This is a genomic window from Sphingomonas sp. NFR04 (assembly GCF_900114095.1).
Classification (GTDB): Bacteria; Pseudomonadota; Alphaproteobacteria; order Sphingomonadales; family Sphingomonadaceae; genus Sphingomonas.
The window spans coordinates 241,620-264,915 of the sequence record NZ_FORV01000002.1 but is presented as its reverse complement, the minus strand read 5'-3'; the positions used below and the strand labels follow the sequence as shown (position 1 = coordinate 264,915).

The 23,296-nt window shown below is 68.3% G+C and carries 25 protein-coding genes and 1 tRNA gene; 13 read left to right on the top strand and 13 right to left on the bottom strand.

Going from position 1 to position 23,296, the window contains the following annotated elements; genetic code table 11:
- Positions 1 to 2: 2 nt before the first annotated feature.
- From BM009_RS07390 to purM, 3 genes are all read right to left on the bottom strand, one after another.
- On the bottom strand, positions 3 to 200 hold the full coding sequence (locus BM009_RS07390; RefSeq protein ID WP_093295099.1) for a hypothetical protein: 198 nt from the start codon (positions 198 to 200) through the stop codon (positions 3 to 5).
- Positions 201 to 270: 70 nt separating this feature from the next.
- Positions 271 to 792, bottom strand: a complete 522-nt coding sequence (gene purN, locus BM009_RS07385; RefSeq protein ID WP_254772232.1) for a phosphoribosylglycinamide formyltransferase — start codon at positions 790 to 792, stop codon at positions 271 to 273.
- A 177-nt stretch (positions 793 to 969) separates the two neighbouring features.
- Entirely contained in the window at positions 970 to 2,076 is a 1,107-nt protein-coding gene (gene purM, locus BM009_RS07380) for a phosphoribosylformylglycinamidine cyclo-ligase (RefSeq protein ID WP_093295096.1), read from the bottom strand.
- A 64-nt stretch (positions 2,077 to 2,140) separates the two neighbouring features.
- On the opposite strand from purM, the gene BM009_RS07375 reads away from it, so the two are divergent.
- Genes BM009_RS07375 through BM009_RS07360 form a run of 4 tightly spaced genes read left to right on the top strand, consistent with a single transcriptional unit; the run spans position 2,141 to position 7,665 of the window.
- A complete protein-coding gene (locus BM009_RS07375) occupies positions 2,141 to 3,388 on the top strand; it encodes a hypothetical protein (RefSeq protein WP_093295095.1) in 1,248 nt (415 codons plus the stop codon).
- Positions 3,385 to 3,999: a P-loop NTPase family protein gene (locus BM009_RS07370; protein ID WP_093295093.1), complete on the top strand. Its 615-nt coding sequence runs from the start codon at positions 3,385 to 3,387 to the stop codon at positions 3,997 to 3,999. The genes BM009_RS07375 and BM009_RS07370 overlap by 4 nt, the downstream gene beginning before the upstream one ends.
- Positions 3,996 to 6,164, top strand: coding sequence for an RNA degradosome polyphosphate kinase (locus BM009_RS07365; protein WP_093295092.1), 2,169 nt, complete (start codon positions 3,996 to 3,998; stop codon positions 6,162 to 6,164). Before BM009_RS07370 ends, BM009_RS07365 begins: the two co-directional genes overlap by 4 nt.
- Before the next feature lie 4 nt (positions 6,165 to 6,168).
- A complete protein-coding gene (locus tag BM009_RS07360; RefSeq protein ID WP_093295090.1) occupies positions 6,169 to 7,665 on the top strand; it encodes a Ppx/GppA phosphatase family protein in 1,497 nt (498 codons plus the stop codon).
- Positions 7,666 to 7,828: 163 nt separating this feature from the next.
- On the opposite strand, the gene trmFO is transcribed toward BM009_RS07360, so the two are convergent.
- The 4 genes from trmFO to BM009_RS07345 all read right to left on the bottom strand — a co-directional run bounded on the left by trmFO (position 7,829) and on the right by BM009_RS07345 (position 10,713).
- Positions 7,829 to 9,145, bottom strand: a complete 1,317-nt coding sequence (gene trmFO, locus BM009_RS07355) for a methylenetetrahydrofolate--tRNA-(uracil(54)-C(5))-methyltransferase (FADH(2)-oxidizing) TrmFO (protein WP_093295089.1) — start codon at positions 9,143 to 9,145, stop codon at positions 7,829 to 7,831.
- A 157-nt stretch (positions 9,146 to 9,302) separates the two neighbouring features.
- Entirely contained in the window at positions 9,303 to 9,611 is a 309-nt protein-coding gene (locus tag BM009_RS22780) for a hypothetical protein (RefSeq protein WP_217644181.1), read from the bottom strand.
- Complete coding sequence (locus BM009_RS22775; RefSeq protein ID WP_217644180.1) at positions 9,608 to 10,198, bottom strand: hypothetical protein; 591 nt, start codon at positions 10,196 to 10,198, stop codon at positions 9,608 to 9,610. Before BM009_RS22775 ends, BM009_RS22780 begins: the two co-directional genes overlap by 4 nt.
- Positions 10,199 to 10,224: 26 nt before the next feature.
- Positions 10,225 to 10,713 (bottom strand): GbsR/MarR family transcriptional regulator, encoded by a 489-nt coding sequence (locus BM009_RS07345; RefSeq protein ID WP_093295793.1) that lies wholly within the window; start codon positions 10,711 to 10,713, stop codon positions 10,225 to 10,227.
- A 170-nt stretch (positions 10,714 to 10,883) separates the two neighbouring features.
- Here BM009_RS07345 and BM009_RS07340 point away from each other — a divergent pair, with 170 nt between their 5' ends.
- Positions 10,884 to 11,315: a DUF488 domain-containing protein gene (locus BM009_RS07340; protein WP_093295087.1), complete on the top strand. Its 432-nt coding sequence runs from the start codon at positions 10,884 to 10,886 to the stop codon at positions 11,313 to 11,315.
- Positions 11,316 to 11,586: 271 nt separating this feature from the next.
- Positions 11,587 to 12,102 carry a PilZ domain-containing protein gene (locus tag BM009_RS07335; RefSeq protein WP_093295085.1) on the top strand — a complete coding sequence of 172 codons (516 nt, stop codon included), beginning with the start codon at positions 11,587 to 11,589 and terminating at the stop codon, positions 12,100 to 12,102.
- 18 nt (positions 12,103 to 12,120) lie between these two features.
- Here BM009_RS07335 and BM009_RS07330 read toward each other — a convergent pair whose 3' ends face one another.
- Positions 12,121 to 13,491: a class II 3-deoxy-7-phosphoheptulonate synthase gene (locus BM009_RS07330; RefSeq protein WP_175487972.1), complete on the bottom strand. Its 1,371-nt coding sequence runs from the start codon at positions 13,489 to 13,491 to the stop codon at positions 12,121 to 12,123.
- 331 nt (positions 13,492 to 13,822) lie between these two features.
- On the opposite strand from BM009_RS07330, the gene BM009_RS07325 reads away from it, so the two are divergent.
- From BM009_RS07325 to BM009_RS07315, 3 genes are read left to right on the top strand one after another with little or no spacing between them, the layout of a single operon-like run.
- The gene (locus BM009_RS07325) at positions 13,823 to 15,064 is read left to right on the top strand and encodes an 8-amino-7-oxononanoate synthase (RefSeq protein WP_254772188.1); all 1,242 of its coding nucleotides are present in this window, start codon (positions 13,823 to 13,825) and stop codon (positions 15,062 to 15,064) included.
- Positions 15,061 to 15,687, top strand: coding sequence for a dethiobiotin synthase (bioD, locus tag BM009_RS07320; protein WP_093295082.1), 627 nt, complete (start codon positions 15,061 to 15,063; stop codon positions 15,685 to 15,687). The genes BM009_RS07325 and bioD overlap by 4 nt, the downstream gene beginning before the upstream one ends.
- A complete protein-coding gene (locus tag BM009_RS07315) occupies positions 15,687 to 16,928 on the top strand; it encodes an adenosylmethionine--8-amino-7-oxononanoate transaminase (RefSeq protein WP_093295081.1) in 1,242 nt (413 codons plus the stop codon). The genes bioD and BM009_RS07315 overlap by 1 nt, the downstream gene beginning before the upstream one ends.
- Here the strand turns inward: BM009_RS07315 and BM009_RS07310 are convergent, their stop codons facing one another.
- The 4 genes from BM009_RS07310 to BM009_RS07295 form a co-directional block, all read right to left on the bottom strand.
- Positions 16,929 to 17,360, bottom strand: coding sequence for a TM2 domain-containing protein (locus BM009_RS07310; RefSeq protein ID WP_093295079.1), 432 nt, complete (start codon positions 17,358 to 17,360; stop codon positions 16,929 to 16,931). It lies immediately after the preceding gene.
- A gap of 217 nt (positions 17,361 to 17,577) precedes the next feature.
- On the bottom strand, positions 17,578 to 19,008 hold the full coding sequence (cysS, locus tag BM009_RS07305) for a cysteine--tRNA ligase (protein ID WP_093295078.1): 1,431 nt from the start codon (positions 19,006 to 19,008) through the stop codon (positions 17,578 to 17,580).
- 56 nt (positions 19,009 to 19,064) lie between these two features.
- Positions 19,065 to 19,355, bottom strand: coding sequence for a hypothetical protein (locus tag BM009_RS07300; RefSeq protein ID WP_093295076.1), 291 nt, complete (start codon positions 19,353 to 19,355; stop codon positions 19,065 to 19,067).
- A 3-nt stretch (positions 19,356 to 19,358) separates the two neighbouring features.
- Complete coding sequence (locus BM009_RS07295; protein WP_093295075.1) at positions 19,359 to 19,577, bottom strand: hypothetical protein; 219 nt, start codon at positions 19,575 to 19,577, stop codon at positions 19,359 to 19,361.
- A 201-nt stretch (positions 19,578 to 19,778) separates the two neighbouring features.
- On the opposite strand from BM009_RS07295, the gene BM009_RS07290 reads away from it, so the two are divergent.
- The gene (locus BM009_RS07290) at positions 19,779 to 20,180 is read left to right on the top strand and encodes a glycine zipper 2TM domain-containing protein (protein ID WP_093295073.1); all 402 of its coding nucleotides are present in this window, start codon (positions 19,779 to 19,781) and stop codon (positions 20,178 to 20,180) included.
- 96 nt (positions 20,181 to 20,276) lie between these two features.
- On the opposite strand, the gene BM009_RS07285 is transcribed toward BM009_RS07290, so the two are convergent.
- Positions 20,277 to 20,350 (bottom strand) — tRNA-Cys (locus BM009_RS07285).
- Positions 20,351 to 20,514: 164 nt separating this feature from the next.
- Between BM009_RS07285 and BM009_RS07280 the strand changes: the two genes are divergently transcribed.
- From BM009_RS07280 to BM009_RS07270, 3 genes are read left to right on the top strand one after another with little or no spacing between them, the layout of a single operon-like run.
- Positions 20,515 to 21,198: a protein-L-isoaspartate O-methyltransferase family protein gene (locus BM009_RS07280; RefSeq protein ID WP_254772187.1), complete on the top strand. Its 684-nt coding sequence runs from the start codon at positions 20,515 to 20,517 to the stop codon at positions 21,196 to 21,198.
- A gap of 17 nt (positions 21,199 to 21,215) precedes the next feature.
- Positions 21,216 to 22,769, top strand: coding sequence for a TolC family outer membrane protein (locus BM009_RS07275; RefSeq protein ID WP_093295070.1), 1,554 nt, complete (start codon positions 21,216 to 21,218; stop codon positions 22,767 to 22,769).
- A gap of 37 nt (positions 22,770 to 22,806) precedes the next feature.
- Positions 22,807 to 23,265: a DUF2497 domain-containing protein gene (locus tag BM009_RS07270; protein ID WP_175487937.1), complete on the top strand. Its 459-nt coding sequence runs from the start codon at positions 22,807 to 22,809 to the stop codon at positions 23,263 to 23,265.
- Positions 23,266 to 23,296: the final 31 nt, after the last annotated feature.

Below are 23,296 nucleotides of genomic sequence, written 5' to 3'. Positions count from 1 at the left end.
CCTCAATAACCCGTTTCGCCCCGCGCGCGCTGCCCATTGGCGACTTCCGCCGCGGCGAGCAGGCTGCGGCCGGTGGCCGCGGCGGCCTCGGGGGTCATCGCCACTGCGACGCCGTTGGGGCCGTCGAGCAGCACCAGCCCGAGTTCGGCAGTGGCGATCCCGCCTTCTTCTTCCGGCGTGAGCGCCGAGTCCTTGGCCATCTGCGTGACTTCCCAATGAGCGGTATTGACGGGGATGAACGCGGGATGACGGCCAAATATCCGCGGATTCTCAGTCGCGGAGCCAGTCGGCGAGCGTTTTGGCGTAGAGCTTGTGCTCCTCAGCCAGCACCCGCGCGGCGAGACTGTCCGTCGAATCATCGGACAGGATCGCCACGCGCGCCTGGCCCAGCACCTCGCCGCCATCCAATTCCTCGGTCACGATGTGGACGGAGGCACCGGCTTCGGCATCGCCCGCCGCGATGGCGCGGGCATGGGTGTCGAGGCCCTTGTACTTGGGCAGCAGCGAGGGATGGATGTTGACGATCCGCCCGCGCCAGCGCGCGACGAAGTCGTCGGACAGCAGCCGCATATAGCCCGCAAGCGCGATCGCCTCGACGCCCGCCTCGCGCAGCGCGGCGTCGATCTTCGCCTCATACTCGGCCTTGGGCATGCCCTTGGGGCTTTGCGCGAAGGTCGGCACGCCGCGCTCGGCGGCCCAGGCAAGCCCGGCCGCTTCCGGCTTGTCGCTAGCGACTAGGGCCACCGTGTAGGGGCAATCCGGCGCCGCGGCGGCCTCGACCAGCGACGCCATGTTCGATCCGCGGCCCGAGATCAGGATGCCGAGTCGCTTCTTCAAATTCCCCTCCCGCCTGCGGGAGGGGTTAGGGGAGGGGCTGACGTGGGGAGGGAAAGCTGGCGGTACCGCTCAGCCCCTCCCCCGACCCCTCCCGCAAGCGGGAGGGGAGCGCATCCTAGGAGCGCTCGGCAATCACCCATGGTGCGTGGCGCTCCACGGCGCACGCGCGCTCCAGGTCTCGTCGCCGCCGACCACGGTGCAGCCGCGCTCGCCGGCTTCGATCGAGCCGATGGTGAACACCGTCTCGCCCGCCGCGGTCAGCGCCGCCGACACTGCCTCCGCCTGGTCCGCGGCGACTACCGCGACCATGCCGATGCCGCAGTTGAAGGTACGCGCCATTTCTTCCGGCTCGATCTGGCCCTGCGCCTGCAGGAACGCCATCAGCCGCGGCAGCGGCCAGGCATCGGCGTCGATCCGGGCATGGGTGCCCTCGGGCAGCACGCGGGGGACATTCTCCAGCAGTCCGCCGCCGGTGATGTGGGCGAGACCGTGGATAGTGCCCTTGCGGAGTTCCGGCAGCAGGCTGGCGACATAGATTCGAGTCGGCGCCATCAGCGCGTCGATCAGCAGCCGTTCCTGGTCGAACAGCGCCGGGCGGTCGAGCTTCCAGCCCTTGTCCGCCGCGAGTCGCCGCACCAGCGAGAAGCCGTTCGAATGCACGCCGTTCGAGGCGAGGCCGAGCACCACGTCGCCGGGCGCGATCTTCTTGCCGTCGAGCAACCGGTCGCGCTCGACCGCGCCGACGCAAAATCCGGCGAGGTCATAGTCGCCGTCCGCATACATGCCCGGCATCTCGGCGGTCTCGCCGCCGATCAGCGCGCAGCCGGCCTGGCGGCAGCCCTCGGCGATGGATGCGATCACCCGCTCGGCGACCGCGTTGTCGAGCTTGCCGCTCGCATAATAATCGAGGAAAAACAGCGGCTCGGCGCCCTGGACGATCAGATCGTTGGCGCACATCGCGACGAGATCGATGCCGACGCCGTCATGGTGATTATGCTCGATCGCCAGCTTCAGCTTGGTGCCGACGCCGTCGTTCGCCGCGACTAGCAGCGGGTCGGTGAAGCCCGCCGCCTTCAGGTCGAAGATGCCGCCGAAGCCGCCCAGATCGGCGTCTGCGCCCGCGCGCCGGGTGGAACGGGCAAGCGGGCCGATTGCGCGCACCAGCGCATTGCCCGCCGCAATCGAAACGCCCGCCTGGGCATAGGTGTAAGGGCCGTTGCCCGCCTTGGTCTCGCTCATGGGAGAGCGCCCTAGCCACAACGCGCTTGGATTTCCACGCCCGGTTCGCCAAAAGGGCGCCCGCATGCAGTTTCGCCGTCCCAAAACCGTCCTTGGCGCCCTTTCGGTGCTCGCGCTCGCCGGTGCGGGCATCATGGCGGCACGCGGGCAGGGCGGGGCACCCGTCGCACCCGTGGGCGCCGCCGGTAGCTTCGAAGTGAGCGGCGTGAAGGTCGACGTCTCGGGCAAGAGCGCCGAGATCGCCCGCCAGGGCGGCTGGCGGATCGCGCAGCGCAAGGGCTGGTCGATGCTTTCGCAGCAGCTGACCGGCAAGCCGGGCTCGCTCTCCGATTCGGCGCTGGACGCGATCGTTACCGGCATCGTCGTCGAGCGCGAGCAGATCGGCCCCAATCGCTATATCGCCAGCCTCGGCGTCCAGTTCGATCGCGCCAAGGCCGGATCGATTCTCGGCGTATCGATCGCGGTCACCCATTCGCCGCCGATGCTGCTGGTGCCGCTGCAATATTCGGGCGGCGTCGGCCAGGTATTCGAGCGCGACACCGCCTGGGCGCGCGCTTGGAACCGGCTGCGTGCCGCGGGCAGCACGATCGACTATGTTCGCCTGCGCGGCACCGGCGCGGACAAGCTGCTGGTCAATACCGGCCAGACGCTGCGCCATGGCCGCAACTGGTGGCGGACGATCCTCGACCAATATGGCGCGGTCGACACGCTCGTCGCCGAGGTGCAACTGCGCCGCGACTATCCGGGCGGCCCGATCGTCGGCATCTTCTCGGCCAAGCATGGGCCCGACGGCGAGGCGATCACCAGCTTCGCGCTGCGGATCGACAATGGCGACGCGATCGACGCGCTGTTCGACACCGCCGTGGCGCGGATCGACAAGGCCTATCAGGCGGCGCTGACCGACGGCCGACTGCATACCGATGCGGTACTCGCCGCACGACCCCCGGTGGCCCAGCCTGCCGCGCCGGCGCCAGAGGAGGCCCCGCTGCCCACGCCGCTGCCCAGCGTCGAGACCACGCCGGGCGCAACGAGCACGACCACGTCGCTGTCGGTGCAGGTCGAAACGCCCAACGCCGCCGCCGTCAACGCCTCGGAGAGCGCCGTCCGTGGCGTGCCGGGTGTGCGGAATGCCAACACCACCAGCCTTGCGCTGGGCGGCATCTCGGTGATGCGCGTGTCGTTCGACGGCACCCAGGCCGCGCTCCGCGCCGCGCTCGAGTCGCGCGGCTGGAGCGTGCAGGAAGGGCCGGGCGTGCTCCGAATCCGTCGCGGGGCCGCACCGCAAGCATCGCCGACCCCCAAGGCGCAATGAGCCAGCTCCGCCTGCCGCTGGGCCTGCCCGAGGCGAGCGAGACGGACTTCCTGGTCAGCGACTCGAACGCCCGCGCCGTCCAACAGCTCGAACATTGGGCGACCTGGCCGGTGATGGCGGCGCTGCTGGTGGGCCCGCGCAAGTCCGGACGCAGCCTGCTCGCGCGGATCTTCGCTGCCAAGAACGGCGCGACGATCATCGACGATGCCGAGCGCGCCGACGAAGCCGACATCTTCCACGCCTGGAACGATGCGCAGGGCGCGCGCCGCCCGTTGCTGATCGTCGCCGATGCCGCGCCGCCGCGCTGGGAGGTGACGCTGCCCGATCTGCGCTCGCGCCTCGCCGCCTCGCCGCTGCTGGAGATCGGCCCGCCCGACGATGCGCTGCTCCCGCTGCTGCTGGAACGCGCCTTCACCCGGCACCTGCTGCATGCGACTCCGGCCGTGATCGCCTGGATCGCCAGGCGCATCGAGCGCAGCCATGTCGCCATCCTGCGCGTTGCCGATGTGCTGGAGATGGAGACCGACGGCCGTTTGTCGATCCCCGTGGTGAAGACTACACTCCAGGCTGCAAGCCTTTTGACGCATTCCGACGATAGCGAGAGCGAATGACCGAATCCGCCGCACCTGCGACCATCGCCCCCGCCGATCCCACCGAAGCCCGCTATTTCAACCGCGAGCTCTCCTGGCTGGCCTTCAACCGCCGCGTGATGGAAGAGGCGTGCAACCCCGCCCATCCGCTGCTGGAGCGGCTGCGCTTCCTCTCCATCTCGGGCAGCAATTTCGACGAATTCTTCATGGTCCGCGTGGCGGGTCTGATGGGCCAGCAGCTCCAGAACATCGACACGCGCTCGGCCGACGGCCTCACCCCCGCCCAGCAGCTGGAGGCGATCTCCGCCGAGGCCGCGACGCTTGCCGACGAGCAGCAGGCGGTGTGGGTGGACATCCGCGCCCAGCTCGCGGTGGCGAACATCTTCGTGCTCGAAGCCGATGCGATCGAGGGCGAGACCGAGCAGTGGCTCGCCAACCATTTCCGCGAGCAGATCTTCCCGATCCTGACGCCCCAGGCACTCGACCCCGCGCACCCGTTCCCGTTCATCCCCAACCAGGGATCGAGCGTGATCTTCAACCTGCTGCGCACCTCGGATCGCGAGCCGATCCAGGAGCTGGTGATGCTGCCGACGACGCTCAAGCGCTTCGTCCGCCTGCCGGGCAACCCGGCGCGCTATGTCGCGATCGAAACGCTGATCAAGCATTTCTGGCACCTGCTCTTCCCCGGCTACGAGTTCCTCGCCGCCGCCACCTTCCGGGTGCTGCGCGACAGCGACATCGAAATCGAGGAAGAGGCCGAGGATCTCGTCCTCACCTTCCGCTCGGCGATCAAGCGCCGCCGCCGCGGCCGGGTGATCCGCCTGGAAATGGAGGAGGGCATCGCCCCCGATCTCGAGGCGGTGCTCAAGGAGGAACTGGGCGGCAGCGATGCCCTGCTCACCGAAACCGGCGGTTTCCTCGGCGTCGGCGACCTGTCGATGCTGGTCGACGAGGATCGGCCCGACCTCAAGTTCACGCCCTTCTCGGCGCGCTTCCCCGAGCGGATCCGCGAATATGGCGGCGACTGCTTCGCGGCGATCCGTGCCAAGGACATCATCGTTCACCACCCCTACGAGACGTTCGACGTGGTGCTCAGCTTCCTCCAGCAGGCGGCGGCGGACCCGGACGTGGTGGCGATCAAGCAGACGCTCTACCGCGCCGGCAAGCAGTCGGCGGTGATCAACGCGCTGATCGCCGCTGCCGAAGCAGGCAAGTCGGTGACTGCGGTGGTCGAGCTCAAGGCCCGGTTCGACGAGGAGCAGAACCTTTATTGGGCAACCGCGCTGGAACGTGCCGGCGTGCAGGTCGTCTATGGCTTCATCGACTGGAAGACCCACGCCAAGGTGTCGATGGTCGTCCGCCGCGAGGGCGATCGCTACCGCACCTACTGCCATTTTGGCACCGGCAACTACCACCCGATCACCGCGCGCATCTATACCGACCTCAGCTTCTTCACCGCCGATCCGCGGATGGGGCGCGATGCGGCGCAGATCTTCAACTACGTCACCGGCTATGTCGAGCCCCGGCATCTGGAACTGCTCGGCATTTCGCCCCGCAACCTGCGCGACCGGCTGAGCGACCTCATCGAGGAAGAGATCGGCCATGCCCGCGCCGGCCGCCCCGGCACGATCTGGGCGAAGATGAACTCGGTGGTCGATCCGGCGATCATCGAAAAGCTGTACCAGGCGAGTGCCGCCGGCGTGCAGATCGAGCTGATCGTGCGCGGCATCTGCTGCCTGCGCCCCGGCGTGGACGGCATGAGCGAGAACATCCGCGTCAAATCGATCGTCGGGCGCTTCCTCGAGCACAGCCGCATCTGGGTATTCGGCAACGGCAAGGCGCTGCCGAACGACGGCGCCAAGGTCTATATCTCCTCGGCCGACTGGATGCAGCGCAACTTCGATCGCCGCGTCGAGTTCATGTTGCCGCTGCTCAACAAGACCGTGCACGACCAGGTGCTAGACCAGGTGATGGTCGCCAACCTGCTCGACAACGAACAGAGCTGGCTGCTCGCACCCGATGGTCATTACGACCGGATCGTGCCCGGCGAAGACGGGGAATTCAATCTGCACCGCTACTTCATGACCAATCCCTCGCTTTCCGGCCGCGGCGCCGCGATGGGGGGACGCAAGCCGGTACCCAAGCTGTCGCCGCGCAAGCAGCGGCTCGCCGCGAAGGGCGCCTGAACGCGTGGCGACCGTTTTGCGTCCTTCGCCGAGCGCCGTTTCCAAAAGCGCTCGGCCGCGAACCGCGATTGTCGATATCGGGTCCAACTCCATCCGCCTCGTCGTCTACGAAGGCCCGGCGCGGCTGCCGGCGACGCTGTTCAATGAAAAGGTGATGGCCGGGCTCGGCAAGGGCCTGGCGGAAACCGGCGCGATCCATGCCGGGGGCCTGGCCAGCGCGCGGGCGGCGCTCGGCCGGTTCGCGCTGCTCGCCCGCGAGATGCAGGTGAGCGAATTACGCACCGTCGCCACCGCCGCCGTCCGCGACGCTTCGAACGGCGGCGAGTTGATGGCGATGGCCGAGGCACTGGACCTGAAGGTCGAGCTGCTCTCGGGCGTCGAGGAGGCGACCGCCGCAGGTCTGGGCGTTCTCTCCGGCATTCCGGAAGCCGATGGCGTGGTCGGCGACCTCGGCGGCGGCAGCCTCGAACTGGTGCGCGTCGTTGCGGGCACGGTGACCGATCGCGTCTCGTTTCCCCTCGGCGTGCTCCGCCTGGGCGCGATCCGGGCGCGGGGCAGGGGCGTGCTGGAGCGCGAGGTTGGCCGCATGATCGAAGCGGCGGGCTGGAGGGGGCGAGGCAAGGGCCTGCCCTTCTACATGGTCGGCGGATCGTGGCGCTCGCTTGCCAAGCTCGACATGCACCTCACCAATTATCCGCTGCCGATCGTCCATCATTACCCGCTGGCGATCGACCGGGTGGAGGAACTCGGCCGCCGCGTCGAGGGCGCGACCAAGGCGGACCTCAAGACCGTCCCCGATTTGTCGAGCGCGCGCATTCCCTCGCTCGCCGATGCGGCCGCGCTGCTCGTCGCGGTGACGAAGAACCTCGGCAGCAGCGGCACGATCGTCTCGGCCTATGGGTTGCGCGAGGGGCTGTTGTTCCAGCGCCTCTCCGCCGAGGAGCGGCTGCAGGACCCGCTGATCGTCGCTGCGCGCGAGGAAGGGCAGCGCTCCGGCCGCTTCCCCGAGCATGGCGACCTGCTCGATGCCTGGCTGGCACCCTTGTTTCGCGACGGCCCGGAATGGTCGCGGCTACGCCATGCCGCCTGCCTGCTTGCCGATGTCGGCTGGCGGGCAAATCCGGAGTTCCGCGCCGAACGCGGCATGGAGATCGGGCTCCACGGCAATTGGGTGGGCATCGATGCCGCCGGTCGCGCGATGGTGGCGCAGGCGCTCTACACGTCGCTGGGCGGCGCGGTCGACAGTCCGGCACCGCTGGAACGGCTGGCTACGCCCGAGGCGCTGGCGGAAGCGAAGCGCTGGGGTCTTGCGATGCGGCTCGGCCAGCGCTTGAGCGGCGGGGTCGCGCGGCCGCTCAAGCGTTCGCGACTGCGGCTGGAGGGCAATGCGCTGGTGCTCAGCCTCGCCGACGGCGACGAGCCGCTCTATGGCGAAGCGGTGGAGAAGCGCCACCGCGCGCTGGCGATGGCGATGGCGAAGGAGCCGGTGCTGGAGACGTGAGGGGGAGGGGACACTCGGACTCACCCTCACCCTTCCGGCGCTTCGCGCCTCCCTCCCTCTCCCGCAGGCGGGAGAGGGAATTGATAGCCCTCTCCCGCCTGCGGGAGAGGGAGGGGCCCACTGCCGAAGGCAGTGGGAGGGTGAGGGTGACTGCTGGCCTTGCTCAGGCAGCCAGCCAGTCCTTCAACGCCGCCCGCGCACGATCGGTATACATGCGCTTGCGATCGGCCTTTTTGGTCCGGCCCTCGATCGGCGGGAACAGGCCGAAATTGACGTTCATCGGCTGGTAGGTCTCGATCTCCGCCTCGCCGGTGATGTGCGAGAGCAGCGCCCCCAGCGCCGTCTCGCGCGGCGGCGCGGGCAGGTCGGTGCCGGCAAGCTCGGCCGCAGCAAAGCGCCCGGCCAGCATACCGATTGCGGCACTCTCCACATAGCCTTCGCAGCCGGTGATCTGCCCGGCGAAGCGGATATTGGGCGCGCTCTTCAGCCGCAGCGTGCCGTCGAGCAGTTCGGGCGAGCGCAGGAAGGTGTTGCGGTGCAGACCACCCAGCCGCGCGAACTCGGCATTTTCCAGCCCCGGAATGGTGCGGAACAGCCGCACCTGCTCGGCATATTTGAGCTTGGTCTGGAAGCCGACCATGTTCCACAGCGTGCCGCTGGCATTGTCCTGCCGCAGCTGCACCACCGCATAAGGCCAGCGCCCGGTGCGCGGATCGTCGAGGCCGACGCCCTTCATCGGCCCATAGCGCAGCGTGTCGACGCCGCGCTCCGCCATCACCTCGATCGGCATGCAGCCTTCGAAATAGGGGACGTTCTCCCACTCGCGGAACTCGGTCTTCTCGCCGGCCATCAGGCCCGCGTGGAATTCGAGATACTGCTTCTTGGACAAGGGGCAGTTGATATAGTCCTTGCCCGATCCCTTGTTCCACCGGCTCTGGAACCAGGCGGTTTCCATGTCGATCGACTCGCGGTGGACGATCGGCGCGATCGCATCGAAAAAGGCGAGGCTGTCCTTGCCCGTTGCGCGGCCGATGCTCTCCGCCAGCATCGGCGCGGTGAGCGGCCCCGTCGCGACGATGGTGCGGCCCTCGGCGGGGAGCGTGTCGACGCGCTCGCGGACAATGGTGATGTTGGGATGCTGCTCCAATGCCGCCGTTACGCCCTCGGCAAAGCCGTCGCGATCCACCGCCAGCGCCGAGCCCGCGGGCACCTTGTGGATGTCGCCCTGGGTGAGAATCAGCGAACCGAGCGCGCGCATCTCCTGGTGGAGCAGGCCGACAGCGTTGCTGTCCGCATCGTCCGAGCGGAAGCTATTCGAGCAGACGAGCTCCGCCAGCCGGTCGCTCTGGTGCGCCGGGGTCATCTCGCCCGAGCCGCGCATTTCCGAGAGGCGCACCTTGTACCCGGCTTGGGCCAGCTGCCACGCGGCTTCCGATCCGGCGAGGCCGCCGCCGATGATATGGATGTCGTGGCCGGGCATGGGCGTACTCTAGCTGTTGGAACGGGGAAGCAGGCGGACATAGTCCCCCCGGCTCAGCGCGCAACCCCTGCGGACTCCGCCCGCTGCGCGATCACCGCCAGCACGTTGTTCGAGACGTCGCCGAGGAACAGCTCGCCCCACAGCCTTGCGTACCAGTTTACCGGCTACGCACCCGGTAGCGCGTGGTGAGCGTCAGCCGCGTGCGGCCGTCGGCCAGCGGCTCCAGCGTATAGCCGCCATCGGTGATCCGGTAATAGGCGCTGTCGGGCATCAGGTGGCGGTCCTGCAGCTTCCAGCCGTCCATCTCGTCCTTGTCGAAGCGGAAGCGCCACCACAGCCGCTTGCCCGGTTGCCAGTCGGCGATGACTTCCTTGAAGGACAGTCCCTGCTGCCAGCGGACATAGCGGATCGCGCCCGGCCCGGTGCCGATCAGCCGCGCGCTGACCGGGCGGGGCAGGCGGATCACGTCCTGCGAGAGGTTCCACGTTCCTTCGCTGGATGTGATCGTCCCCACGCCCTGGGCGAGCGGCCAGATCGTTGCGGGATCCGCGGCGACCACGATCGATCGGCTGAGACGACGTTCGCAACGGGCAGGGGGACATAGGGTTCGGCCTGCATCGCCAGCACCGGCGCCAGCAGCAGCGCGGTGGAGCGCAGCGTCTGGCCGCCCCCCTCGTCGCGCGGGCCGAACCAGCGCCAGGCAAGCACGCCGCCAAGGGTGCTGAGCCCGTACCAGATCGGCGCGAGCATGACGATGCAGAGGATCCCCTCGTAGAGGAACACGATAGAGGTCGACACCACCGCCACCAGCAGCGCCACCGGGATCTTGCGCGTGTAGAAGGCGCGCGAGCGCTCGCGAAACGGATCGGCGATCCCGAGGATGAAGGCGGTTACCGCGGCCGGCAGGATCACCAGAAAGGAGAAGCTGATCAGGCCACTGGGGTTGGCGGCGGTCAGCAGCAGATAGACGGCGAGGCAGAAGGCCAAGCCGGCCGCCAGCGCGCACGCCACTCGGATCGCCGCCTTGCGGCGACGGGGAGACAGTTCGGTCATGGAAACTCCTTTCGGCGCGGCGGAGGCTATCCGTCGCGTTTGCCGGGGAGGAAGGTTGCGATTTTGCGGCCCAGCTTCATCAGCGTGACCAGCGTGGGCCTGGGGAGCTGGCGCATCTGGTCGTACCAGTCGCCCAGCGTGGTGATGAACTGATGCATCCGCGTGATCCGCTCACGCAGTTGCTCGGGCGCGTCCTTGTCGGTTGCGAGCCGTTCGGAAAGTTCGGCAAGGAGCGCCAGCGTGGGATCGATCTCGCGGCGCTTGCGCTCGGCGGAGATACGCAGCAGCAGCTCCCACAGATCGGTCTCGGCGACGAAATGGTCGCGGCGATCGCCTCCGATATGCACGCGCCGGACGATGGCATAGGCCATCAGCTCCTTGAGCGCGGTGGAGATGTTGGAGCGGGCCAGGCCGAGCGCCTCGGCAATGTCCTCGGCAGGCAGCGGCGCGTCGGAGAGATAGAGCAGGGCGTGGATCTGCGCGACCGAGCGGTTGACTCCCCAATGCGTCCCCATTTCCCCCCAATGGAGGATGAAGGCCTTGGCATCGGGATGGTCGCTGATCACGTCGCTTCCTCAATTTCTGTAATTCCAGAAATAACGGGATTGGCGATCACGGTCAATGGCCGCATTGCGATTGCGGCGAAGTCCGAGGCCCGTGCATTCTGCTCCGCGAAGGAGCCCCGATGAAGATCTTCACCATTGGCTATGAAGCCACCACCATGGCCGAGTTCCTCGCGGCGCTGACCAAGGCCGGCGTGCAGCGGGTGATCGATGTGCGCGCGCTACCGCTGTCGCGCCGGCCGGGCTTCTCCAAATCGTCGCTGGCCGCGAGCCTGCGCGAAGCCGGCATCGACTATGTGCACCTCAAGCAGCTCGGCACGCCCAAGCGCGGGCGCGACGCGGCGAAGAAGGGCGACGTGGCGACCTTGCGTGAAGTCTATGACGTCCAGCTGGGGCTGCCCGAGGCGCAGGCGCAGGTCGCGCAGATGCATGCGCTGGCGGCGGAAAAGCCGAGCGCGCTGCTCTGCTACGAGCGCGATCCGTGCCATTGTCACCGGACGCTGCTGCTGGAAGCCGAAGGCGAGGGGGCGGAGGTGGTCGACCTCTACGCCTGATCCCGAAAAGGCCGGGGCAGTCCCGTGGGACTGCCCCGTTTAGTTCGGGGAGAGTCGACGCGAGGGGGAACGAAACGCGTCGACAAGAGAGCATTTGCCCGGCGCGTGTTGCAGCCGCGTGTCGCTTCGTTGCGGTGCAACCGGAAAATTGTCGCGGGCGCGGACAAAGTCTTCGTTAACCATGAACTCTTAAGATAATTTCCGCGGCGTTTACCGCCTCGCAACGCCTGCGCATGCAAAGCGGAGCCCAACGCACGCCAGTGGAGCGCTTATGGGTATCGCGGCACGACTGTATCAGGACGGACGCTGGGCCGAACGGCACAGCGTGGAGCTCGAAGCGACGCTGCGCGACTCGGACTGGGCGCCGGTCGACGTGACGATCGAGGACCTGTCGAACGGCGGGTTCCGGGTCGTCGCGGGCGCCGAGCTCAAGGTGGGCGACGCGATCGCGCTCGGCATCGCCGGCATCGGCACGCGCGAGGCGACGGTCGTATGGGGCACCGCGGGCATCTATGGCTGCGAGTTCGTGAACCCGCTGAGCGACGCGGACCTGCGCGCCGCCGTGTCCGGTCCCGCAGCGACACCGATCGCCTTCCCCAAGACGCCGCTGCCGACGCCCCAGCCCACCGCGCCGGTGGTCGAGGGATGGAGTGCGTCCGTGAAGGAAGAGAAATTCTCGGTCCGCACGCGGCTGGCGATCATCGTCGGCAGCGCGGTGCTCGCCTGGATGCTGGTGTTCGCGCTCGGCTATGGCCTGTGGGCGCTGGCGGGCGCGCTGCTCCGCTGAGCAACGCGCCGCCGTGCGTCAGGCTGCGGCCTTGCGGCGCTCGGCCATTTCGTCGTTGAGCATCTCGGCGAGCAGGAACGCCAGTTCCAGGCTCTGACCCGCGTTGAGCCGCGGGTCGCAATGCGTGTGGTAGCGATCCGCCAGGCCCTGCTCGGTGATCGCGATCGCGCCACCCGTGCATTCGGTCACATTCTGCCCGGTCATCTCGGCATGGATGCCGCCGGCGAAGGTACCCTCGGCGCGGTGGACGGCGAAGAAGCCGCGTACCTCGGCGAGGATCCGGTCGAACGGCCGCGTCTTGTAGCCGTTCGCCGCCTTGACGACGTTGCCGTGCATCGGATCGCAGCTCCACACCACCGGATGACCCTCGCGCTTCACCGCGCGGACCAGCTTGGGCAGCCCCGCCTCGATCTTGTCATGGCCATAGCGGGTGATCAGCGTCATCCGGCCGGCCACCCGGCCGGGGTTGAGCGTGTCGAGCAGCCGCAGCAGCGCGTCGGGCTCCAGGCTCGGCCCGCACTTCATCCCGATCGGGTTGCCGATGCCGCGGAGGAACTCGACGTGCGAGGATCCCTCGAAGCGGGTGCGGTCGCCGATCCACAGGAAGTGCGCCGAGGTATCGTACCAGTCTCCGGTCAGGCTGTCCTGCCGGGTCAGCGCCTGCTCGTAGGGGAGCAGCAGCGCCTCGTGGCTGGTGTAGAAATCGGTGCCCTTCAGCTGCGGCACGGTATCGGGGTTGATCCCGCACGCCTCCATGAAGTCGAGCGCCTCGCCGATCCGGTCCGCGACATCGGCGAACTTGGCCGACCAGGGGCTCTTGCCCATGAAGTCGAGCGTCCACTTGTGCACCTGATGCAAATTGGCATAGCCGCCATTTGCAAAAGCGCGCAGCAGGTTGAGCGTCGCCGCCGACTGGCTGTAGCCCTGCACCATCCGCTGCGGATCGGGGATCCGCGCCTCGGGGGTGAAGGCGATGTCGTTGACGTTGTCGCCGCGGTAGCTGGGCAGCTCGACGCCGTCGATCACCTCGGTATCGGCCGAGCGCGGCTTGGCGAACTGGCCCGCCATGCGGCCGAGCTTCACCGTCGGCAGCTTGGAGGCGAAGGTGAGCACCACCGCCATCTGCAGGATCACGCGGAAGGTGTCGCGGATGTTGTTCGGGTGGAACTCGGCGAAGCTCTCCGCGCAGTCGCCGCCCTGGAGCAGGAACGCTTCGCCGCGCGCGACCTTGCCCAGCTCGGTGGTGAGCTCGCGCGCCTCGCCGGCAAAGACCAGCGGGGGATAGCTGCTCAGCTGCCGGGTGGCGGCGTCGAGCGCGCCCTTGTCCGGATATTGCGGCATCTGGCGCGCTTCTGCGCGCGTCCAGCTATCGGGGGTCCAGCTTGCCATTGCACTCTCCACGTCGCGGACGGCGACGTGCCAATCCGCATGCTCGGCGATTCCCATCGCCGCAATCTGGTTCATCACCTTGGTGTTGGCGCGTTTGCCGTCCGTCTCCCAGCCCTGCACGGTGGAGCCTGGCGTATCGAACCAGGCGCCGAAGGCGGCGCGGGTGAGGGTACGTTCCTCGCGAAACTGGCGGATTTTGGAACCGGCTAACGTCGTCATTTGGGCGTCTTACCCGGCTGGGGTAAAAGGATGCAAGCAGATTCTTACCCTGCCGGGGTAAAGGTGAGTGGATCGATTGCACCCGCCTGCGACCGGGTGTAGCCGCGCCGCGATGCACGCATTCGAAGCACAGGCGCGCGACCTTGCCGATCTGGCGGCCCGCGGCCGTGGGCGCAGGCTGATCGCCCGCGAGGGCGCGGACTTCGCGTCCAACGATTATCTCGGCCTGTCCGACTCGCCGCAGTTGCGCGACGCGGTGGCTGCAGCATTGGCGCGCGGCGTGCCGATCGGCTCGGGCGGATCGCGCCTGCTCCGCGGCAATCATCCCGAGCATGAGGCGCTCGAATCTGAAGCAGCGGTCTTTTTCGGGCGCGAATCGGCGCTCTATTTCTCCAGCGGCTATGCGGCCAATGCGGCGCTGCTCGCGACCCTGCCCCAGCGCGGCGATCTCGTGCTGTTCGACGAACTCATCCATGCCAGTGCGCATGAGGGTATGCGGCTGGGTCGCGCCGAGGCCCGGCAGGCGGCGCATAACGACGTGGCAGCCTTTGCCGAAGCGATCGCCGCCTGGCGTCGCGAAGGCGGGGCAGGGCGCGTGTGGATCGCGGTCGAGAGCCTCTACAGCATGGACGGCGATGTCGCGCCGCTGGCGGAGCTCTCCGCGCTCGCCGAGGCGGAAGGCGCGATCCTGCTCGTCGACGAGGCGCATGCGACCGGGGTCTACGGCCCGCAGGGGCAGGGGCTGGCCCATGGCCTGCCGACCACCAACCTGATCACGTTGCACACCTGCGGCAAGGCGCTGGGCTGCGAAGGCGCGCTGGCCACCGGCCCGGCGATCGTCCGCGACTTCCTCGTCAACCGGGGCCGCGCCTTCATCTTCTCGACCGCGCCGTCGCCGCTGATGGCGGCTGCCGTGCGCGCGGCGCTGCGGATCGTCGCGGAAGGGGGCGACCTCCGATCCGCGCTAGCCGAGCGGATCGCCGCCGCCCGCAGCGCGCTCGGGCCGCTCGGCGTACCGGCGGGCGATACCCAGATCCTGCCGCTGATCCTCGGCGACGACGTCCGGACCATGGCGGTCGCCGGCGCGCTGCAAGAAAGCGGCTTCGACGTGCGCGGCATCCGCCCGCCGACCGTACCCGCAGGCACCGCGCGCCTGCGCATCTCGATCACCAACAATGTGTCGCCTGGCCAGATCGCCGCGCTCGCGGACCGGCTGGCGCGTTTGCTCGCAACCGACACGCCCTCACCCTTCCGCGGCTTCGCCGCTCCCTCCCTCTCCCAATGGGAGAGGGAAGGGGCCCATCGCGCCGGCGATGGGAAGGGTGAGGGTGAACGGAGTCCGCTTCCTCTATGACCCAGACCTTCATCGTTACCGGCACCGATACCGGCATCGGCAAGACCGTGTTCGCCGCCGCGCTCGCTGGCGCGCTGGGCGCCCGCTACTGGAAGCCCGTCCAGGCGGGCCTCGACGACGGCAGCGACAGCGAACGCACCGCGGCGCTCTCCGGCCTGCCGATCGCGCATATCCTCACGGAGGCCTATCGTCTGGTCACGCCCTGCTCCCCGCATCTGGCCGCCGAGATCGACGGCGTGACGATCGACCTTGATCGTCTCGCGCTGCCTCTGGTCGACGGACCACTGGTGGTGGAAGGCGCGGGCGGTGCGCTGGTGCCGGTGACGCGCGAAATCCTCTACGCCGATGTCTTCGCCCGCTGGGGCAAGCCGGTGGTGCTGGTCGCGCGCACCGTGCTGGGCACGATCAACCACAGCCTGCTTTCGATCGAGGCGCTGCGATCGCGCGGAGTGCCGATCCACGGCATCGCGTTCGTCGGCGATGCGGTCGAGGACAGCGAGGCGACCATCGCCGCGATCGGCAAGGTCAAGCGGCTGGGCCGTCTGCCGATGCTGCCGGAGCTCACGCCCGACGCGCTGGCGCAAGCGTTCGCCGACGCGTTCGACCTGGCGGACTTCGCCTGATGTCGTCGGTTTGGCACCCCTTCACCCAGCATGGGCTGGGCGAGCCGATCCCGATGGTCAGCCATGCCCGGGACGCGCTGATCCACACCGCCGACGGTCGCAGCTTCATCGACGCGATCTCGTCCTGGTGGGTGACGACGCATGGCCATTGCAACCCGCGCATCATGTCGGCGATCGCCGAACAGGCCGGCAAGCTCGACCAGATCATCTTCGCCGGCTGGACCCACGAACCCGCCGAGACGCTCGCTGCCGGGCTGCGGGAAATCCTGCCTGCCGCGCTGGAGCACGTGTTCTTCAGCGACAGCGGCTCCACTGCGGTGGAAGTCGCGCTCAAGATGGCGCTCGGCTTTTGGCACAATCGCGGCGAGGACCGCAGCCGCATCCTCGTGCTCGAGCACAGCTACCATGGCGACACGATCGGCGGCATGTCGGTCGGCGCGCGCGGGGTATTCAACCGGCCGTACCAGCCCCTGCTGTTCGACGTCGGCACCATCCCGTTCCCGAGCGCGGGTGCCGAGCAGGCGACGCTCGATGCGCTGGAGGCGGAGTGCCGCGCCGGGGCTGCCGCCTTCATCGTCGAGCCGCTGGTGCTGGGGGCAGGGGGCATGCTCTTCTACACCCCAGCGCTGCTCGCCGAGATGCGCGCCATCTGCACCCGCCACGACGTCCTGTTCATCGCCGATGAAGTGATGACCGGCTGGGGCCGCACCGGCACGCTGACGGCGTGCGAATTAGCCGAGGTGGTGCCGGACATTCTCTGCCTGTCCAAGGGCATCACCGGCGGCGCGATCCCGCTGGCGGTGACGCTGGCGACCGCGCCGATTTTCGAGGCGCACTGGTCCGAGGAGCGTGCGCGGATGTTCTTCCATTCGTCGAGCTACACGGCCAACCCGATCGCCTGCGCGGCGGCGGTGGCCAACCTCGCCATCTGGCGGGACGAGCCGGTGCTGGATCGCATTGCGCAGCTGGGCGCTTGGCAGCAGTCCGCGCTGGACGCGTTGGCCGGCATCCCCGGCCTGGTCGGCCACCGCCGGATGGGCACGATCGCCGCGCTGGAGATCGAGCAGCCGGAGAATGGCTATCTCTCGGCGATCGCCCCGCGCCTCATGGCCTTCGCCCGAGACCGCGGCGTGCTGCTGCGGCCGCTGGGCAACACCGTCTACGTGATGCCGCCCTACAGCATCACGCGCGAACAGCTGGAGCAGGTCTGGGCGCTGGTGCCAGAATTCCTCGCCGCCTGATCAGCGGCGCGGATAACGCTGCGCGAACTCGGCGTCGCTCATCAGCAAATAGCGGATCGCGTCGACGAACGCCCAGACGCCGGTGACCAGCGCCCCAACGATGGTGCAGGTGAGCAGCAGCATCACCACACCCGAGCCGGTGCGGCCGAGATAAAAGCGGTGGATGCCGAGCGTGCCGAGGAACAGCGCGAGGACCACCGCGAGGATCTTGTTGCGCGGCTCGCCCGCCGGCGCCGGCAGATCGCCGCCTTCGAGCAGGCGGAAGATGCGGCGGGCGCGCTTGCCATCGACGTCGAAATCGACCTTGGCGCCGACGGCGGGGTGGCGGCTGTCGCTCCAGTCGTCCTGGGTGAAGACATAGCGGCTGCCGTCCTCGCCCGAAATCTGGCCTTCGCCGCTCGACCGATCCACCCCCAACACTTGCCCGCGCATTGCTTCCCCCGAAAAATCGTCGCGTTTTGTGGGGGAGGTTACGGCGGTAACGCAAGAGGCGATTTTCGGCCTAGCCGTTTCCTCCCCGCCAGGGGGAGGTGGCCCGCGCCAGCGGGTCGGAGGGGGAGGATGCCAGAACCTTTTCGGCCGTCGTGCTTCCTCCCCCTCCGTCGCCTGCGGCGCCACCTCCCCCTGGCGGGGGAGGATACGGCCGTTCCTACAGCGCCGGCTTCCAGTCCCAGCCGAGCGGATCGCCGTCCATCACCTCGATCCCCGCCGCGACGAGATCGTCGCGAATGCGGTCGGAGCGCTGGAAGTCCTTCACTTCGCGGGCCTGCTTGCGCTCGACCAAGAGGTCGGCGATCGCCTCGGGCGTGATCGTCGCACCCTTGGGCTGCACGCGCAGTTCCTCACGGGTCAGTTCGGACAGGCGCAGGCCCAGCACCTTGTCGAACTCGGCCAGCGCGGCCAGCCGGTCCGCCGGCGAGGTGCGCTTGTCGGCCAGCATCTCGTCGAGCACCGGCAGCGCCTTGGGCGTGTTGAGATCGTCCGACACCGCCGCATCGAGCTTCTCCAGCCACGCGGCCGGCGTGGTGCCTTCGCCCTCGGCGCGGGCCCGAAGCGCGGTCACCGTCATCACCAGCCGCTTCAGCCGGGTGAGTGCCGCCGCAAGGTTCTCGGCCGAGAATTCCAGTTCGCTGCGATACTGCGCCTGGAGGCACAGCAGGCGATAGGCGAGGGGATGCACGCCCGCATCGATCAGCGACTGGAGCGTGGTGAACCCGCCCTTGGACTTGGACATCTTCCCCTGGCGGTCGACCAGGAAGTTGTTGTGCATCCAGAAATGCGCGCCGGTATCGCCGCAGCCGCAATAGGCCTGGTTCTGCGCGATCTCGTTGGGGTGATGGATTTCGCGATGGTCGATGCCGCCGGTATGGATGTCGAACGGCGCGCCCAGATACTGGATGCTCATCACCGAGCATTCGAGATGCCAGCCCGGCGCGCCCTTGCCCCAGGGCGAATCCCATTCCATCTGCCGCTGCTCGCCCGGCGGCGACTTGCGCCAGATCGCGAAGTCCTGCGGGTGGCGCTTGCCGTCGACCGGATCGATCCGGCTTTCCGCGGCATCGTCCGCTGCCCCGGCCAGGCGGCCATAATCGGGCACCGTCGTAACGTCGAAGTACAGGCCCGACTCGAGTTCGTAGCAATGCTCGGGCGCGATCTTCTCGGCGAAGGCGATCATCTGCTGGATGTGATCGGTCGCCACCGACCATTTGCTCGGCTCGGTGATGTTGAGGTCGGCGATGTTCTGCTTGAACGCGGCGGTATAGTGCGCGGCGATGTCCCAGATGCTCATCGCCTGGGCGCGCGCGGCCGCTTCCATCTTGTCGTCGCCGGCATCGGCGTCCGAGGTCAGGTGGCCGACATCGGTGATGTTGATGATGTGGGTGAGCGGATAGCCCTTCCAGCGCAGCACCCGGCTCAGCGTGTCGGTGAACACATAGGCGCGCAGATTGCCGAGATGGGCATAGTTGTAGACCGTCGGCCCGCACGAATAGACACGCACGCCCTTGGCGGGGTCGAGCGGCTGGAACGGCTCGAGCGAACGGGAAAGCGAATTGTAGAGCGTCAGCGGAGCGTCATGCATGGGGTGCGCATAGCGAACAAAATGCCGCGGACAAACCCGACATCATTGGCCCGGCGTCAGTCGGCCAGCGCGGAAGCCTCGGCGATCGCGGCGTTGACCATCGCGCTCCAGATGCGGGCGGGATCGTCGCCAGCGGCGCGGCCCGCCTCGATCATCGTCGCGGTCGGCTCGCGCAGGGTGCGGAGTACGGCCATCGCCCGATCGGTCTCGCGCGGCCAGATCGTGTCGACGATCTCGCTCACCGGCCGGCCGAGCTCGCCGGCACCCTCGGCATTGGGGCTCAGCATCTCGGCGGCAATGACGCGCGCGATTCGCTCGATCGGCGAGGTGTTCGAAACGCTGGTCATGGTTCAGGCCGCGAGCGGCGGATGGGCGGGGCGGGCGTGGAGCGCGCTGCCGCCGATCGCGCCGTGGTGGAGCGGCAAGGCGGTAGCGCAAAAGGCGCACTCGGCCGTGGTCCGCCCGACGATCCAGTGCGACTGGCCGCAGCCGGGGCAGGGATTGGTCTCGTGCGGGCGGTAGGCCATGCGGTAGCCGGTCAGCGCGCGGCGGATGCCGAAGTCGTACATGCGGAAGGTTCCCTCCAATAGGCCGAAAGAACGTTTCCCAGGTGTCATGGTTCCGCAACGATGCACGCGCGGGGGCGTCCCGATCCGGGCCAGTCGATTAGCTGAACATTGCCTAACGACCGCATTCAGGCTGCGAACAGTCGCTTTGTGCGAATCAGGCTTCAGACGGCGGCACAGGCTGCCGCCGCGAGGAGATACGAGATGAAGAAGTTTCTGATCGGCGCCACCATGGCTGCCACGCTGATGACCGGTTCGATCGCCGCGACGCCGGCGGCCGCTCAGGACTGGGGCAATCGCGACGGCTATAGCCGCTATGATCGCGACTACCGCGGCGATTACCGGGACTATCGCGATTATCGCGACGCGCGGGACTATCGCGACGACCGTCCGCGCTACGCCTATCGCGGCCGCAACTATCGCCAGCGCTGCAGCGACGGCACCGCGGGCACCATTCTCGGCGCCATCGCCGGTGGCCTGCTGGGCGGTGAGATCGGCCGCGGCAGCTCCTATCGCCGCAGCGGCACCGGCATGATCATCGGCGCGGGCGCCGGCGCCCTGGCCGGCCGCGCGGTCGACGGTGGCGACTGCCGCAACGGCCGCTGATCCCGGCTCATATAACCGCAAGGGCGTCCGCTGCACGGGGCAGCGGGCGCCCTTCGCGTATCTGGAAGATGGGGAAGGGCGCCTCACTGGCGCCGGTGGAGGCCCGAGCCGGAATCGAACCGGCATATACGGATTTGCAGTCCGCTGCGTCACCATTCCGCCATCGGGCCATCCGGAGGTGAGGCGCGGCAAATGCCCTTGGGGTGGGGGCAATGTCAACAGAGTTTCAAAATAACGTCGCACTCGCTTGGCGAGCCCCGTACTCCGCGATAGAAGCCCTGAGACAGCAACAAGTGTATTGCACAACTAATACGGTTGTGCGACAAGCGGAGTGATGATGGCCCTTATGGTCGACCCTGCGCCCCTCGAAGCGCCCCGTTTCGAAGCGATGCGCCACGCCATGGTGGCGAGCCAGCTGCGTACCAACGCAGTGAACGATCCTCGCGTGGTGACGGCGATGTCGCAAGTCCCGCGCGAAGTATTCCTGCCGCCGGAGCAGCGCGCGCTCGCCTATCGGGACACGCTGCTGCCGCTCGGCAATGGCCGCAGCCACGATTCGCCGCTGGCGACGGGCCGGCTGTTGACCGAGGCGGAGCTGCAGCCCAGCGACCATGTCCTGCTGGTCGGCGCGGCCGGCGGCTATGCCGCGGCGCTGCTCTCGCCGCTGGTCGCCTCGGTCGTAGCACTCGAGGAAGAGCCGGCGCTGGTCGCCATCGCGCGCGGCGGGCTCGCCGGTGCCGCCAATGTCGAGCTGGTCCAGGGCCCGCTCAACGCCGGCTGGGCTGCGCGCGGGCCGTACGACCTGATCGTGATCGACGGCGCCGTCGAGGAACTGCCGCAGGCGATCATCGATCAGGTCAAGGTCGGCGGCCGCATCGTCACCGGCGTGATCGACCGCGGCGTGACGCGACTGGCACTCGGCCGTCGTACCGAGGGGGGCTTCGGTCTGGCGGATTTCCTGGACATCGAAGTGGCGACGCTGCCGGGCTTTGAAAAACCGAGAAAATTTACCTTTTAACCTTAAAAGCGGGGCTCATGCGACTGAACATTTTGCTCATTGGTGTGAGCCTCGTTTCCCTCGGGGCACCCGCGTTCGCCCAGACCGCGCCCAGCGGCCGGCAGGACGTGCCCGCGCCCGGCGCCAAGACCGCCGCGCCGACCACGACGCTGCAGGACGCGCTGGCCCAGGCCTATGCGACCAACCCGGACATTCAGACCCAGCGCGCCAACCAGCGCGCCAATGACGAGAATGTTCCGATCGCCCGCTCGCAGGGTCTGCCCGGCCTCAACGCCACCGGCAGCGCCAATGACAGCCTGTACAATACCAACGCGACGGCGCTGACGCCATCGCGCCAGGCGCAGCTGGGCATCAACCTTTCGCAGCCCATCTACAGCGGCGGCAGCATCCGCAATTCGGTGCGCGCCGCCGAGGTTCGCGTGAATGCCGGCCGCGCCAATCTGCGCGGGGCCGAGGCGGACATCTTCACCCAGACGGTGACTGCCTATCTCAACGTCATCCGCGACGAATCGATCGTCCGCCTCAACCAGGAAAACGTCCACGTCCTCGAGGTGAACCTCCAGGCGACCCGCGACCGCTTCCAGGTGGGCGACCTCACCCGCACCGACGTCGCCCAGTCCGAGGCGCGGCTCGCGCTCGCCCAGTCGCAGTTGCGCAGCGCCGAGGCACAGCTGATCGGCAGCCGCGAAACCTATATCCAGGTCGTCGGCACCCCGCCGGGCGTGCTCGCGCCGCCGCCGGCGCTGCCCAATCTGCCCCAGGACGTGCAGACCGCCGAGCAGGTGGCGCTCGCCAACAATCCGTTTCTGGAGGCAGCGCAGCTCGCCCGCGATGCGTCGCGCTATGACACCCGCGTCGCGAAGGCGGGGCGCCTGCCGCAGGTGAGCGTCGGCGCCGGCGGCACCTATCTCAATTATCTCGGCTCGGTCGGCGACATCGGCCGCCGCGCCGGCCTCACCCCTACGGCGACCACTGCCACGGTGGGCGTGCAGGTTTCGCTGCCGCTGTTCCAGGGCGGCCGCCCCGCGGCGCAGGTCCGCCAGGCGCAGGCGCGCGAAGGTGCCGCGATCGAGACCGTGACGCTCACCGAACGCGGCGTGATCGCCCAGGCGCGCTCGGCCTATGCGAGCTACCAGGCGGCGCTGCGCGTGATCGAATCGTCGCGCACCGCGGTGCAGGCCAACCAGCTCAGCCTCGAAGGCGTACGCGCGGAGAACAGCGTCGGCACCCGCACCATCCTCGACATCCTGAACGCCGAGCAGGAACTGCTCAACTCGCAGGTCCAATATGTCACCGCCGAGCGCGACGCCTATGTCGCCGGGTTCAGCCTGCTTGCGTCGATGGGCCGCGCCCAAGCCAAGGACCTGAATTTCGACAGCCGCCTGCTCTACGATCCCAGCGTGAACTATGCGCGGGTGCGCAACCGCATCAACGACTGGCGCGACGACAAGGCGCCCCAGCCGGTGGCGACCAGCACCCGGTCGACGCCAGCGCAGAGTGCCGAGGTGATCGGCGCGCCGCTCGACCCGACGCTGCAGCGTCCGGTTGACAGCGACCGCCCCAATCCCTGATTGAGGGGGTTCGCACTCGAACGTCAGGATGGACGCGATGGGGACTGCCAGCAGCGAGCCGTCGATGGAGGAGATCCTCGCATCGATCAAACGGATCATCGCCGATGACGAACCCGGCGCGTTCGCCCGCGGCCGCTCGTTGCGCGCGGTGCCCGAGCCGGAGGTCGAGGACGCGCCCGAGCCAGCGGACGCCTTGGTGGAGCTGCCGCACGAGGACGTGCTGGAACTGCACGAGCCGATCGCGGAAGAACCTGCGCCGGTCGCGGCTCCGGTCGACCCGATCCTCTCCGATCGCGTCGCCGAGGCCAGCCGCGAGAAGCTCGAGGCGCTGTCGCGGCTGATCGTCAAGCCGCAGGTGGCGGGATCGGACACGCTGGAGGGACTGGTGCGCGAGATGCTCAAGCCGATGCTGCGCGACTGGCTCGACCAGAACCTGCCCCAGCTGGTCGAGCAGATCGTCGCGCGCGAGATCGCCCGGATCACCGGCAGCCGCTGAGCCGCACATCCGGCGATTGTATCCGGCGTTA